This is a genomic window from Nocardioides sp. Root1257, from assembly GCF_001425175.1.
Taxonomy (GTDB): Bacteria; Actinomycetota; Actinomycetes; order Propionibacteriales; family Nocardioidaceae; genus Nocardioides.
Window position 1 is genome coordinate 839,922 of the sequence record NZ_LMDV01000001.1, and the last position, 12,371, is coordinate 852,292.

The 12,371-nt window shown below is 71.3% G+C and carries 13 protein-coding genes; 5 read left to right on the forward strand and 8 right to left on the reverse strand.

Going from position 1 to position 12,371, the window contains the following annotated elements; all coding sequences use genetic code 11:
* Positions 1-31: 31 nt before the first annotated feature.
* Together infB and ASC77_RS25985 are read right to left on the reverse strand one after the other, a co-directional pair.
* Positions 32-2,884: a translation initiation factor IF-2 gene (infB, locus tag ASC77_RS04105; RefSeq protein ID WP_056149060.1), complete on the reverse strand. Its 2,853-nt coding sequence runs from the start codon at positions 2,882-2,884 to the stop codon at positions 32-34.
* A gap of 102 nt (positions 2,885-2,986) precedes the next feature.
* Positions 2,987-3,322 carry a YlxR family protein gene (locus tag ASC77_RS25985; RefSeq protein WP_200944883.1) on the reverse strand — a complete coding sequence of 112 codons (336 nt, stop codon included), beginning with the start codon at positions 3,320-3,322 and terminating at the stop codon, positions 2,987-2,989.
* Positions 3,323-3,389: 67 nt separating this feature from the next.
* On the opposite strand from ASC77_RS25985, the gene ASC77_RS04110 reads away from it, so the two are divergent.
* Complete coding sequence (locus ASC77_RS04110; RefSeq protein ID WP_056149062.1) at positions 3,390-4,145, forward strand: glycoside hydrolase family 16 protein; 756 nt, start codon at positions 3,390-3,392, stop codon at positions 4,143-4,145.
* Positions 4,146-4,154: 9 nt separating this feature from the next.
* Complete coding sequence (locus ASC77_RS04115) at positions 4,155-4,874, forward strand: alpha/beta hydrolase (RefSeq protein WP_056149064.1); 720 nt, start codon at positions 4,155-4,157, stop codon at positions 4,872-4,874.
* 6 nt (positions 4,875-4,880) lie between these two features.
* Here ASC77_RS04115 and nusA read toward each other — a convergent pair whose 3' ends face one another.
* Positions 4,881-5,870, reverse strand: a complete 990-nt coding sequence (gene nusA, locus ASC77_RS04120; protein ID WP_056149067.1) for a transcription termination factor NusA — start codon at positions 5,868-5,870, stop codon at positions 4,881-4,883.
* Positions 5,870-6,373 carry a ribosome maturation factor RimP gene (gene rimP / locus ASC77_RS04125; protein ID WP_056149069.1) on the reverse strand — a complete coding sequence of 168 codons (504 nt, stop codon included), beginning with the start codon at positions 6,371-6,373 and terminating at the stop codon, positions 5,870-5,872. Before rimP ends, nusA begins: the two co-directional genes overlap by 1 nt.
* A 97-nt stretch (positions 6,374-6,470) precedes the next feature.
* Here rimP and ASC77_RS26460 point away from each other — a divergent pair, with 97 nt between their 5' ends.
* Together ASC77_RS26460 and ASC77_RS26465 are read left to right on the forward strand one after the other, a co-directional pair.
* Positions 6,471-6,869, forward strand: a complete 399-nt coding sequence (locus tag ASC77_RS26460) for a hypothetical protein (RefSeq protein ID WP_056149071.1) — start codon at positions 6,471-6,473, stop codon at positions 6,867-6,869.
* Positions 6,866-7,306 (forward strand): ferritin-like domain-containing protein, encoded by a 441-nt coding sequence (locus tag ASC77_RS26465; protein WP_056149074.1) that lies wholly within the window; start codon positions 6,866-6,868, stop codon positions 7,304-7,306. Before ASC77_RS26460 ends, ASC77_RS26465 begins: the two co-directional genes overlap by 4 nt.
* A 154-nt stretch (positions 7,307-7,460) precedes the next feature.
* Here ASC77_RS26465 and ASC77_RS04140 read toward each other — a convergent pair whose 3' ends face one another.
* Both ASC77_RS04140 and ASC77_RS04145 read right to left on the reverse strand, forming a co-directional pair.
* Complete coding sequence (locus tag ASC77_RS04140) at positions 7,461-8,180, reverse strand: HAD family hydrolase (protein ID WP_235547442.1); 720 nt, start codon at positions 8,178-8,180, stop codon at positions 7,461-7,463.
* A complete protein-coding gene (locus ASC77_RS04145) occupies positions 8,177-9,949 on the reverse strand; it encodes a proline--tRNA ligase (RefSeq protein WP_056149075.1) in 1,773 nt (590 codons plus the stop codon). Before ASC77_RS04145 ends, ASC77_RS04140 begins: the two co-directional genes overlap by 4 nt.
* Positions 9,950-10,058: 109 nt before the next feature.
* Between ASC77_RS04145 and ASC77_RS04150 the strand changes: the two genes are divergently transcribed.
* Positions 10,059-11,024, forward strand: a complete 966-nt coding sequence (locus tag ASC77_RS04150) for a type IV toxin-antitoxin system AbiEi family antitoxin domain-containing protein (protein WP_056149077.1) — start codon at positions 10,059-10,061, stop codon at positions 11,022-11,024.
* Between the two features lie 27 nt (positions 11,025-11,051).
* On the opposite strand, the gene ASC77_RS04155 is transcribed toward ASC77_RS04150, so the two are convergent.
* On the reverse strand, positions 11,052-11,429 hold the full coding sequence (locus tag ASC77_RS04155) for a hypothetical protein (RefSeq protein ID WP_056149079.1): 378 nt from the start codon (positions 11,427-11,429) through the stop codon (positions 11,052-11,054).
* 362 nt (positions 11,430-11,791) lie between these two features.
* A complete protein-coding gene (locus tag ASC77_RS04160; RefSeq protein WP_056149080.1) occupies positions 11,792-12,337 on the reverse strand; it encodes a DUF6318 family protein in 546 nt (181 codons plus the stop codon).
* Between the last annotated feature and the right edge of the window lie 34 nt (positions 12,338-12,371).

Genomic DNA, 12,371 nt, shown 5'->3' on the forward strand with positions numbered 1-12,371 from the left:
CCGGTCGGGGACTGCGCCGTCTGGACGTTGCTCAGCTGCGGGGGATTTCCTTCATCTCGAAGGCTTCGATGATGTCGCCCTCGCGGATGTCCTGGAAGTTGCGCAGCACCAGACCACACTCGAAGCCCTCGCGGACCTCGGACGCGTCGTCCTTCTCGCGCTTGAGCGACGCCAGGTCGAGGTTGTCGGCGACCACGGCGCTGTCCCGGAGGACCCGCACCTTGGCGTTGCGACGGATGACACCGCTGGTGACCATGCAACCCGCGATGTTGCCGATCTTCGACGAGCGGAAGATCGCACGGATCTCCGCCTGGCCGAGGGTCGACTCCTCGAACTCCGGCTTGAGCATGCCCTTGAGGGCCGCCTCGATCTCCTCGATGGCCTGGTAGATGACCGAGTAGTACCGGATCTCCACGCCTTCCTTCTCCGCCATCTCGGTCGCCTTGCCCTGGGGCCGGACGTTGAAGCCGATGATGATGGCGTCGGAGGCCGCGGCCAGGTCGACGTTGGTCTCGGTGATCGCACCGACACCGCGGTCGATGACGCGGATGCTGACCTCGTCGCCGACGTCGATCTGCGACAGGGCGTCCTCGAGAGCCTCGACGGAACCGGACACATCGCCCTTGAGGATGAGGTTGAGCTCCTGGCTCGCACCCTTCTCCATGGAGGCCATGAAGTCCTCGAGCGTCCGACGCACGCGGCGCTTGGCCTGCATGGCCGCCCGCTCGCGCGACTCGCGCTTCTCGGCGATCTGACGCGCCATCCGGTCGTCCTCGACCACGATGAACGTCTGACCGGCACCCGGGACCGCGGTGAGACCGAGGACCATCGCGGGACGCGACGGATCGGCCTCGGTGATGTTGTCACCGTGCTCGTCGAGCATCGCGCGAACGCGGCCGTAGCCGGCACCCGCGACGATCGAGTCACCCACGCGCAGCGTGCCGCGCTGGACCAGCACCGTGGCGACCGGACCGCGACCGCGGTCCAGGTGCGCCTCGACGACGAGACCCTGGGCGTCCTGGTTCGGGTTGGCCCGCAGGTCGAGCGACGCGTCGGCGGTCAGGATGACGGCCTCGAGCAGCTTGTCGAGGTTGAGCTCGGACTTCGCGGAGACGTCGACGAACATGCTGTCGCCGCCGTACTCCTCGGGGACCAGGCCGTACTCGGTCAGCTGGCCACGGACCTTGGTCGGGTCCGCCTCCGGCTTGTCGATCTTGTTGACCGCGACCACGATCGGGACGCCGGCGGCCTTGGCGTGGTTGAGCGCCTCCACCGTCTGCGGCATGACGCCGTCGTCGGCCGCGACCACGAGGATCGCGATGTCGGTGGCCTGCGCACCACGGGCACGCATGGCGGTGAACGCCTCGTGACCCGGGGTGTCGATGAAGGTGATGCGACGCTCGTCGCCGTCCACCTCGGCCGTGACCTGGTAGGCACCGATGTGCTGGGTGATGCCACCGGCCTCCTTGTCGACGACGTTCGCGTTGCGCAGCGCGTCGAGGAGCTTGGTCTTGCCGTGGTCGACGTGACCCATGACGGTCACGACCGGCGGCCGGATGGCCAGGTCGCCCTCGTCGCCCTCGTCCTCACCGAACTCGAGGTCGAAGGACTCGAGCAGCTCGCGGTCCTCGTCCTCCGGGGAGACGACCTGGACGACGTAGTTGAGCTCCTCACCGAGCAGCTCGAACGTCTCGTCGTTGACCGACTCGGTCGCCGTCACCATCTCGCCGAGCGAGAACAGCATCTGCACGAGCGAGGACACGTCGACGCCGATGCGCTCGGCGAAGTCGGTCAGGGACGCGCCACGCGGCAGCTTGACGGTCTCGCCGTCGCCCTTGCGGACGCGCACGCCGCCGATCGTCGGGGCCTGCATGGCCTCGAACTCCTGACGACGGGCCCGCTTCGACTTGCGACCACGACGCGACGGGCCACCGGGGCGACCGAAGGCACCCTGGGTCTGGCCACGCTGACCGGGACGGCCACCGCCGGGACGACCGCCGCCGCTGGGACCGAAGCCACCGGGACGACCCGGAGCACCGGCGCCGGCACCGGCCGGAGCGCCGCGACCGGGCGCGCCACCGCGACCCGGAGCGCCACCACGGGCGCCGGGACCACCGGGACCACGACCGCCACCGGGACCACCGGGGCCACGGCCGCCGGGGCCACCGCCGAAGGCGGCCGGGGACTTGGGCATCATCGCCGGGTTGGGGCGCGGCATGCCCGGACGACCGGGCGCGCCACCGTCACGAGCGCCCGGAGGACGCGGCGGACGGTTCTCGCCACCCGGGGCACCGGGAGCGGCAGGAGCGCCGCCCGGAGCACCCTCGCGGGCCGGGGCAGGCCGACGGCCCATCCCCTGGCTGGACGCGAACGGGTTGTTGCCGGGGCGGGTGCCGCCGGGCTTGCCCACCGGACGGGGGGCCGGAGCCTTCGGGGACGCCGAGGCAGCGGGCGCCTCCGGCTCGGCCGGGGGCTCGGTCGCCGCGGGCGGCTCGGGAGCCGGCTCCGGAGCGGCGGCCTTCTTCGGACCGGGGCGCGGGGCGGTCGGCGCCTCGGGCGCGGCGGCCGCGGCGGCCTCGGCCACCGGCTCGGCGACGGGGGCTGCCGGAGCCTCGGGCTCGACAACCTCGACGGGGGCGGGGGCCGCAGCGGCCTTCTTGGCAGGTGCCTTGGGGGCCGGCTTGGCGGGCGCCGGGGCGGCGGCCGCGGGGGCCTCGGCCTTCAGCTTGTCGCCGTACTCCTTGCGGAAACGCATCTCCGCGGGGAGCTCGACGGTGGAGCTCGCCGACTTGACGAACTCCCCCATCTCCTTGAACTTCTCGAGAACGAACTTGCTCTCGACGCCGAACTCCTTGGCGAGTTCGTGAACTCGGGTCTTAGCCACGCTTCTCCTTCTGGCCTGAGACCCGGGTCCAGTTCTCTGCTGGGGGGTGGTTCAGACCGTTAGTGGGGTGTGCAAACTCATCGTGAGTTACTCATCGAGTGCTCATGAGCTGCTGCTCCAGTCTCTGTCGGTCGATCGGGGTTGGTGTACGTGCGAGAGGTAGTCACCCACCGGTGCGCTGGAGAGCCCCGTCGTGACCCGAAGGGCACGGCCGAAAGCCTTCCGGCGTACCGCGAGCTCGAAGCACTCGGCGGTGGGGTGCAGGTGCGCTCCCCGGCCGGGTGCGGTGGCTGTCGGATCGGGTACGGCGGCCGCGTGACCGTCTGCATCCGAGCCGGCGGTCACCCGCAACAACTCGCTCTTCGCGGCTCGTGCCCGGCACCCGACGCACGTCCGGACGGGGCCCGGGCATGCAGAAGAGATGTGTTCACTCGCCACTGACGACAACCCTACCGCGCTGGCCCCACCTATTTCGAACCGGGGCGTCGCGTCCTACCGTCATCGCGTGAGCGTCTTCGCGGAGGACTTCGACGGCGCCGACCTCGACAGGACGACCTGGCTGACGTCGTACCTGCCGGTGTGGAGCTCGACCGCGGCGAGCGCCGCGTCGTACACCGTGGACAACGGCCTGCTGACGCTCACCATTCCCCCGGCCCAGGGTCTGTGGTGCCCGGACGACCACCAGCCGCCGCTGCGCGTCTCGGGGATCCAGTCCGGCAGCGTCTCCGGCCCGGTGGGCAGCACCCGCGGCCAGCAGCGGTTCCGCGAGGGTCAGACGGTACGGGAGGAGCAGCCCCGCTTCGAGGGGTGGCTCCCCCGCTCGGGGCGCGTCGAGGTCCGGTGCGCGATGACCCTCTCCCCACGGTCGATGGCGGCGCTGTGGCTGAGCGGCTTCGAGGACGACCCGGACCAGCTCCACTGCGGCGAGCTCTGCGTCGTCGAGGTGTTCGGGAAGGACCTCGGGGCCGGGCCGTCGGCCGAGGTCGGCGTCGGCATCAAGGCGTTCCGGGACCCGGCGCTGCGCCAGGACTTCGCGGCGCCCCGCCTCCCGATCGACGTGACCGACTTCCACACGTACGCCGTCGACTGGGACGCCGCCGAGGCGGTCTTCACGGTGGACGGCGCGGTCGTCCGACGGTGCCCCGACCCGCCGACGTACCCGATGCAGGTCATGGTCGCCGTCTTCGACTTCCCCGACTGGTCCAACGGCGACGACGACCACCTCGTGCCGGCACTGACGGTGGACTGGATTCGGGAGTAGGTTGCGGCGGTGCTCGCCACCGTCCTCGCACCGATCAGCCGTCGGCTGGTCTACCCGCGCGGCGAGACCCGGATCCCGGTCGAGGACACGTCGTACGACGTGACCGTGCGCGGCGCGCAGCTGCGCGGCTGGGTGCTCAACCCCGGGCGGGAGCACGCGCTCGTCTACTTCGGCGGCAACGGCGAGGCCCTGGGCTGGCTGCGCCCCGAGCTCGAACGGAGGTTCCCCGACCACACCAGCTATCTCGTCGCGTATCGCGGGTACGGCGCCAGCAGCGGGAAGCCGAGCCAGCGCGCGCTGGTCGCCGACGCGTTCGCGCTCGTCGACCACGCCGCGCACCGGCACCCCGAGGCTCCGGTCGACGTCGTCGGCCGCAGCCTCGGCAGCGGCGTCGCGGTGCAGGTCGCCGCGCACCGGCCGATCGAGCGCCTGGTGCTGGTCACCCCGTTCGACAGCCTGGCGGCGACCGCCGGCGACCTCTTCCCGCGGCTCCCGGTCCGGCACCTCGTCAAGGACCGGTGGGACTCCGCCGCGATCGCCCCCGAGATCACCGCCGACGTGCTGGTGGTGCGGGCCGGGCGGGACACGCTGGTCCGGCCGGCGCGCACCGACGCGCTGCTCCGCGCGCTGCGACCGGACACCCACGTCGTCGACTTCCCCGACGCCGGTCACTCGGACGTGTCCGAAGACCCGGCGTACTGGAAGGCGATCGAGACGTTCCTCGCCTGAGGCCCCTCAGTCGACGGTCGGGTCCTCGGCCGGGGCCTCGTCGCTGCGGATGTCGATCCGCCAGCCGGTGAGCCGGGCCGCGAGGCGGGCGTTCTGGCCCTCCTTGCCGATGGCCAGCGACAGCTGGAAGTCGGGCACGACGACGCGCGCCGACCGCGCCTCCGCGTCGAGCACCTCGACCGAGGTGACCCGGGCCGGCGACAGGGCGTGGGCGACCATCTCGGCCGGGTCCTCCGACCAGTCGACGATGTCGATCTTCTCGCCGTGCAGCTCGGACATCACCGACCGCACCCGCTGGCCCATCGGGCCGATGCAGGCGCCCTTGGCGTTGACGCCCGACGCCGCGGACTTCACCGCGAGCTTGGTGCGGTGACCGGCCTCGCGGGCGATCGCCGCGATCTCGACGGTGCCGTCGGCGATCTCGGGCACCTCGAGGGCGAAGAGCTTCTTGACCAGGTTCGGGTGCGAGCGGGACAGGGTGACCTGCGGGCCCCGCATGCCCTTGCGGACCGAGACCACCAGGCACTTGATGCGCATGCCGTGCTCGTAGCGCTCCCCCGGCACCCGCTCGCCGACCGGCAGCAGCGCCTCGATCTTGCCGAGGTCGACCATCACGTCGTCGGGGTTGCGACCCTGCTGGATGATCCCCGAGATGATGTCGCCCTCCTTGCCGGCGAACTCACCGAACCGGATGTCGTCCTCGGCGTCGCGCAGGCGCTGCAGCATGATCTGCTTCGCCGTCGTCGCCGCGATCCGGCCGAAGCCCTCGGGCGTGTCCTCGTACTCGCCGACCACGGTGCCCTCGTCGTCGACCTCGGAGGCCATCACGGTGACGTGACCGCTCTTCCGGTCGAGCTCGACGCGCGCGTTCTCCTGCGCGCCCGGGGTCTTGTGGTACGCCGTGAGAAGCGCCTGCTCGATCGCTTCCACCAGCACGTCGAACGAGATCTCCTTCTCCCGCTCCAGCATGCGCAGGATGCTCATGTCGATGTCCATCAGGCCCCCTCCTCTTCTCCGTCGTTGTCCGGCGTGCGCCGGTTGAACTCCACCTGGACCAGTGCCTTCTTCACGTCGGCGTACGCCACGTCGCGTCGCTGCCCGCTCACGTCGATGGCCGCCGACTCCGCGGAGGCCTCGAGGATCCGGCCGGTCACCGACTCGCCGTCGGTGAAGGTGACCTTCACCAGGCGGTCCGCGTTGCGGCGCCAGTGCCGTTCCAGGGTGAGCGGGCGGTCCACGCCGCGCGAGGTGACCTCGAGCGTGTAGGGCTGCTCGCCCATCACGTCGGACTCGTCGAGGACCCGGTTGACCTCACGGGTCGCGTCGGCGACCTCGTCGAGGGTCACCCCGCCGTCCTTGTCGACGGCGATCCGCAGGATCCGGCGCTTGCCGGCCGGCGTGATGTCGACGGCCTCGATGTCGAGGTCCAGGGCGCGCAAGGGGTCGCCGAGCTCTGCCTCGATCTGGGCCCTGGTGGCGTCCTGGTTGGCACTGCTCACGGTGGGGCGACCTCCTTGTGCTGTTGTCGATCGTCCACGATAGCGGCTCCCGACCACATCGACCGCACCCCGACAGGGTGCGACTAAGGTCGACGCCGTGCCAGCGGATCCCCAGCTCTCCCGTCGCGTCCTGCTGGCGGCCGGCGTGGTCGGCGCGACCCTGGTCTCGGGCTGCGGCGAGGCCCGCTCGCCCGCAGCGGGCAGTGCCGACGACCCGGACTCGACGCTGGTCGACGAGGTGGTGGCGAGGATCACGGCGACGGCCGAGATCTCCGCGCGAGTCCCGGACCTGGTCGCGCTGCACACCGCCCACCTCGGTGCGCTCGACGCCCCGCCCCCGGTCGCCGCGACGGCGCCCCCGGCGCGGCTGCTCCGCTCGGAGCGCCAGCTCCAGCGGTTCCTGGTCGACGCCGCCCTCCGCGCGGAAAGCGGCCCGCTGGCCCGCCTGCTCGCCTCGATGTCGGCAGCGGTCTCGCAGCAGCTGGCGGTCCTGTGAACGCCCGGGCCGACGACCTGGACGCGCTCCAGACGACCCTCGCGGCGGAGCACGCCGCCGTCTACGTCCTGGCGACGCTCGGCGGGCGCGCATCCCAGGACGAGACCTTGCTCGCGGCGATCAGCGCGGCGTACGCCGAGCACCGGCTGCGCCGCGACCAGCTGACCACCGCGATCACCGACCGGGGCGCCGACCCGGTCGCCGCGGAGGCGGCGTACGACGTGCCGACTGGACTGGACCGGTCGCCGCGGATCGCGCGGGTCGCCCGGGAGACCGAGGAGTCGTGCGCGACGACGTACGCCTGGCTGGTCGCGACGACGACCGACGAGATGCGCCGCTGGGCGGTGCGGGCCCTCAATGAAACAGCGGTCCGCGTACTCACCCTCCGGGGAACTCCCGAGATGTTCCCCGGAGCGGGTGAGTACGCGGACCGCTGAGGCCTGGACTTGCGGCCGAGAGTGAGATCCGCCGGGATGTGGGGGGACTGGCGGCTCTCCCTCTTGCAAAAGCATGCAACACGGCGCGGCCCGGGGGCGAGAGAGCGCCAACCTCACGTTTCTGCATTGCACAAAAGTGCAGAATTCCGCCGCCTCAGGACCAGGCGTCGACCAGGGCCGGGATCTCGGACAGCGCGTGCACGACGGCGTCCGGGGTGCCCTCGCTGTGCCCGACCTGGGCGGACGGGATGACGCTGTGCGGGACGTGGATGGCGCGGAGCCCGGCGTTCTGGGCGCCCCAGACGTCGTCGAAGAGGCGGTCGCCGACGTACACGCACCGGCTCGGGTCCGACGCACCGACCGCGTCCATCGCAGCGCGGAACGCGTGGGGTGACGGCTTGGTCCACGCGATCTCGCTCGTGTAGACGTCGCCGTCGATGCGGTCGAGCACGCCGTCGCGGCGGAAGAAGCCCTCGTGCCAGGCGCGCGGCCAGATCGTGTTGGAGAGCACACCGACCTTGACGCCGCGGGTGCGCAGGGCGTCGAAGAGCGGACCCACCTCCGGGTCGGTGAGGGTGTGCGGCTCCCAGAACTCGTAGTACGCCGTCAGCAGGTCGGGGTCGTGCTCGAGCCCGGCCTCGGTGAAGAGGTCGGCCACGGTCGCGCTCTGCTGGTGGTCGCGGGAGCGCCCCCAGACCGTGTCACCTGCCTGGTGCAGCCGGGCGCGCGAGACCTCGATGTCGTGCTCGGCGTTCACCACCGCCTGCGCCAGCGCGAGCGACTCCGCGTGGAAGTCGATGTCGTGCCAGCGGGTGAGCGTGCCGCCCCAGTCGAAGATGACCGCGTCGATGCCGGCGCTCATCGGGGCCGTCACCGCCGGACGAGCCTCACCACGTGGTCGACGAGGTGGTCGGCGTGGACCTGCTCGCTGGCACCGGACGCGCGGTCCTTGACCTCGATCGTCCCGTCGGCCGCGAGGCCCTTGCCCACCACCACGATCGTCGGGACGCCGATCAGCTCGGCGTCCTTGAACTTCACGCCGGGGCTGATCTTGCCGAGGCGGTCGTCGTAGAGGACGTCGATGCCCTGGCTGCCGAGCTCGTGGGCGATCCGCTCGGCCGCGGCGAGCACGTGCTCGTCCTTGCCGGCGGCGACCAGGTGGACGTCGGCCGGTGCGACCTCGCGGGGCCACGAGAGCCCCACCTCGTCGAGCGTCCCCTCGGCGATCGCGGCGACCGCACGCGAGGGGCCGATGCCGTACGAGCCCATGGTGACCGTGACGAGCTTGCCGTTCTCGTCGAGGACCTTGAGGTCGAGCGCGTCGGCGTACTTGCGGCCGAGCTGGAAGATGTGGCCCATCTCGATCCCGCGCGCGGACTCGAGGACCCCGCCGTCGCAGTTGGGGCAGGGGTCGCCGTCGAGGACCTGCGCGGCCTCGATGGTGCCGTCGGGGGTGAAGTCGCGGCCCGCGACCAGGTCGATGACGTGGCTGCCGTCGACGTCGGCGCCGGTCACCCAGCGGGTGCCCTCGACGATGCGGGGATCGACGAGGTAGCGGATGCCGGACGCGTTCTTCTCCCCCAGCACGCCGGGGCCGATGTAGCCCTTGACCAGGCTCGGGTGCTTGCGGAACTCCGCCTCGTCGAAGGGCTCGACCTCGGTGGGCTCCATCTGGCCCTCGAGGCGCTTCTGGTCGACCTCGCGGTCACCGGGGAGGCCGATCGCCACCGGCTCGCGGGTGCCGTCGGGGTGCTTGAACATGACGAGCACGTTCTTGAGGGTGTCCCCCGCCGTCCAGGGCCGGTCGTCGCGGGGGAACTTCTCGTTGAGGTGGTCGACGAGGGTGTCGATGGTGGGCGTCTGGGGCGTCTGCTCCGCGTGGGCGGCGGGCGCGTCGTCGTACGCGAGCGGCGTGGGGGGTGCGACCTGGACGGCCTCCACGTTGGCGGCGTAGTCGCACTTCGTGCAGCGCACGTAGGTGTCCTCGCCGACGGCGGCCTTGGCGAGGAACTCCTCGGACTTCGAGCCGCCCATCGCGCCGGACGTCGCCTTGACGATGACGTACTCGAAGCCGAGCCGGTCGAAGATCCGGATGTAGGCGTCGCGGTGCTTCTGGTAGCTGGCGTCCAGGCCGGCGTCGTCGACGTCGAAGGAGTAGGAGTCCTTCATCACGAACTCGCGACCGCGCAGCAGGCCGGCGCGGGGGCGCGCCTCGTCGCGGTACTTCGTCTGGATCTGGTAGATCGAGAGCGGCAGGTCCTTGTAGGAGCCGTAGAGGTCCTTCACCACGAGGGTGAACATCTCCTCGTGCGTCGGGCCGAGGAGGTAGTCGTTGCCCTTGCGGTCCTTGAGGCGGAAGATCCCGTCGCCGTACTCGGTCCACCGGTTGGTCGCCTCGTAGGGCTCCTTGGGCAGCAGCGCGGGGAAGCTGAGCTCCTGCGCGCCGATGGCGTCCATCTCCTCGCGGATGATGGCCTCGACCTTGCGCAGCACCTTCAGCCCGAGCGGCAGCCACGTGTAGATGCCGGGCGCTGCGCGACGGATGTAGCCCGCGCGGACCAGGAGCTTGTGCGACGGCACCTCGGCGTCCGCCGGGTCCTCGCGCAGGGTCCGTACGAAGAGGCTCGACATCCGCATGATCATGCGGAGAGGTTACTTGTGGGGTCGGGGCTGCTGCGAACCAGTAACCGCTTCTCCACAGGCCGCCGCACGCCGGGTGCCGATTCCCTCTGACGCCGGGCAGCCTCGACGGATGGATCTGGCCGAGCTGATGCGCCTGCAGTGCGGTGTGGTGTCGCGGTCGCAGCTGGTCGCCGCCGGGGTGACGCCTCACGATGTGGCGCGCATGGTGCGGGGACGCGAGCTGATGCGGCTGCACGCCGGTGTGTACGTCGAGCACACGGGCCCGCCGACGTGGCGCCAGCGAGCCTGGGCAGCCTGCCTGCGCCACGGACCAGCGGCCCTGGCAGGCCCGTCGGCGCTGCGCGCCGTGATGGGCCCGGGGTGGCGGGGGTACGACGACGCCGGACCGATCCACGTCGCGATCGACCACGCCCGTCGGTCGGCCGACGTGGTGGGCCATCGCGTGCGGCGCGTCGTCGACCTCGACGAACAGGTCCTCTGGTCCGCGTCCCCGCCGCGGATGCGCACCGAGGAGGCGGCGCTCGACGTAGCGCTGGCCAGGCCGGATCGCCTGGCCCGGATCGCGCTGCTCTCCGACGTCTGCCAGTCGCGGCGCACCACGGCCGCCCGCGTTGCCGATGCGCTGGAACGCCGAGCCCGCGTCACGGACCGCGCATGGCTGTCAGGGTTGATCGCCGATCTCGCTGACGGCACCTGCTCGACCCTGGAGCACGGCTTCCTCACGTTGGTCGAGCGTCCTCACGGGCTCCCCGCCCCGGCCCGGCAGGCGCCGGACGGCTCGACGTTGGGCGGCGTACGCCGAGACGCGGACTACACCCCGCTCCCCCTCGTCCTCGAGCTCGACGGGCGGCTCTTCCACGACAACGCCACCCAGCGCGACCGCGACCTGGACCGCGACCTCGACCTGGTCGCCGCCGATCGACGCGGCGTCCGCCTCGGCTGGGGCCAGGTGTTCGACCGCCCCTGCGACACCGCGGCCCGTCTCGCCGCCATCCTGACCAGGGCCGGCTGGACCGGCACCGCGCACCCCTGCAGCCCCTCCTGCCCCGTCCCCGGATCACCCGGGAAGATCTGACGCACCCCGTGCACCAGATCTTCCCCGCTATCCGCCGACGAGCACCGGCCGCGCCTCGACGACGCGCAGTGCCTGCGGACTCCCCGGGATCGTCACCGTCCCCGCCACGTCGCGCCACGGCCCGCCGTCGACGCGGAACTGCGCGGCGTACGTCGTGTCCACGCTCGGGCTCACCCGACCCGTCCGGGCGTAGCTGTGGGTGATGTCCAGGTCGGGGTACGCCGCCCCCGGTGACGTGCTCTGCTGCGTCTCCCCGTCGCCGAAGCGCCACCCGAACGACGAGGGCCAGATCCGCAGCTCCACCTGCCGGCCCAGCAGCGTCACCGTGCGGGTGAGCTCGCCCTGCTCGGTGTAGAAGTTCGTGTCGAAGTTGACCAGGGTCCGCCCGTTCGGTGGCTGGATCACGAGCTTGGCTGCTGGGAGGGGTAGGCGGCGGAACGCCCGTGCGACGAGGCCGGGGGTCGGCTCCGGTGCGGCAGCGGCCGACGGATCAGCGGGCAGATCGCAGAAGTCAGACGGTTCCTGATCCAGAGTTAGGGCCGTGCGCACACACACCCCGTCCCAGTCGGAGTCTCGAGTGATGTCGGCGACGTCTTCTGCGCCGCCGTGGGATTGCTCGGGCGTGCACGTCTTTACCCAAACCAGCTGAATCTGACCGCGAACGGATTCGGCCTTGTGGACCATCTGGCACGCGGAGCCCGCCGACGATGGCGGGGCAGCCGCAGTCAGGAATCCGACCACAAGTCCAGCAAGGACGGCTGAGCGGATCATTCGACGAATCCAACGAACGACACCCTCAGACCGGGCTCTACGGATGCCAACCTGAAGAGCATGATCCGTCTATCCGCACTGAATGGGATGGGATCCGCACCGCGACGAGGCACCGTCTGACCGGCCTCCATCGTCATCGCGACGTCGACGGTGACTTCGGATCCGCTCGACTTCCGCGCCTTGGCGGCGTCCACCTTCCATTTGCCTCCCCGATAGCTGCCGCCCTCCGCGAACACATCGCGGATCGGGTTGCTGAAGTCGGAGCACCCCTGGCAGCTCGAGGTCGCAAGTGCTTCCATCACGGTGGTGTCGCCCGAGACCAGTGCCTCGTTCTGAGCATCAACCCAGGCACGGACGGTGTCCTCGGGGCTGAGCGCGGCAGCAGCCGTGGTGCTCGGCGACGTCGGCGAGGCAGGCGACGTCGACTCGGTCGGCCCGAACTTGGGCTCGGGGTCGTCGTCGGTGCACCCGCCGAGAGCGAGTGCCGACAGGAGGACGACGGCGGTGAGGACCGCCCGAGTACGGCTCACGACGCCGATCATTCCCCGACCCGGGCCGGAGCGAAACGGGGTGGCC

What these genes read in the sequence shown, in the direction of transcription:
- nusA (WP_056149067.1), bottom strand. Translation starts at nt 5,870, where the DNA reads ATGGACATCGACATGAGCATCCTGCGCATGCTGGAGCGGGAGAAGGAG.
- ASC77_RS04145 (WP_056149075.1), bottom strand. Translation starts at nt 9,949, where the DNA reads ATGATCATGCGGATGTCGAGCCTCTTCGTACGGACCCTGCGCGAGGAC.
- ASC77_RS04150 (WP_056149077.1), top strand. Translation starts at nt 10,059, where the DNA reads ATGGATCTGGCCGAGCTGATGCGCCTGCAGTGCGGTGTGGTGTCGCGG.
- ASC77_RS04160 (WP_056149080.1), bottom strand. Translation starts at nt 12,337, where the DNA reads ATGATCGGCGTCGTGAGCCGTACTCGGGCGGTCCTCACCGCCGTCGTC.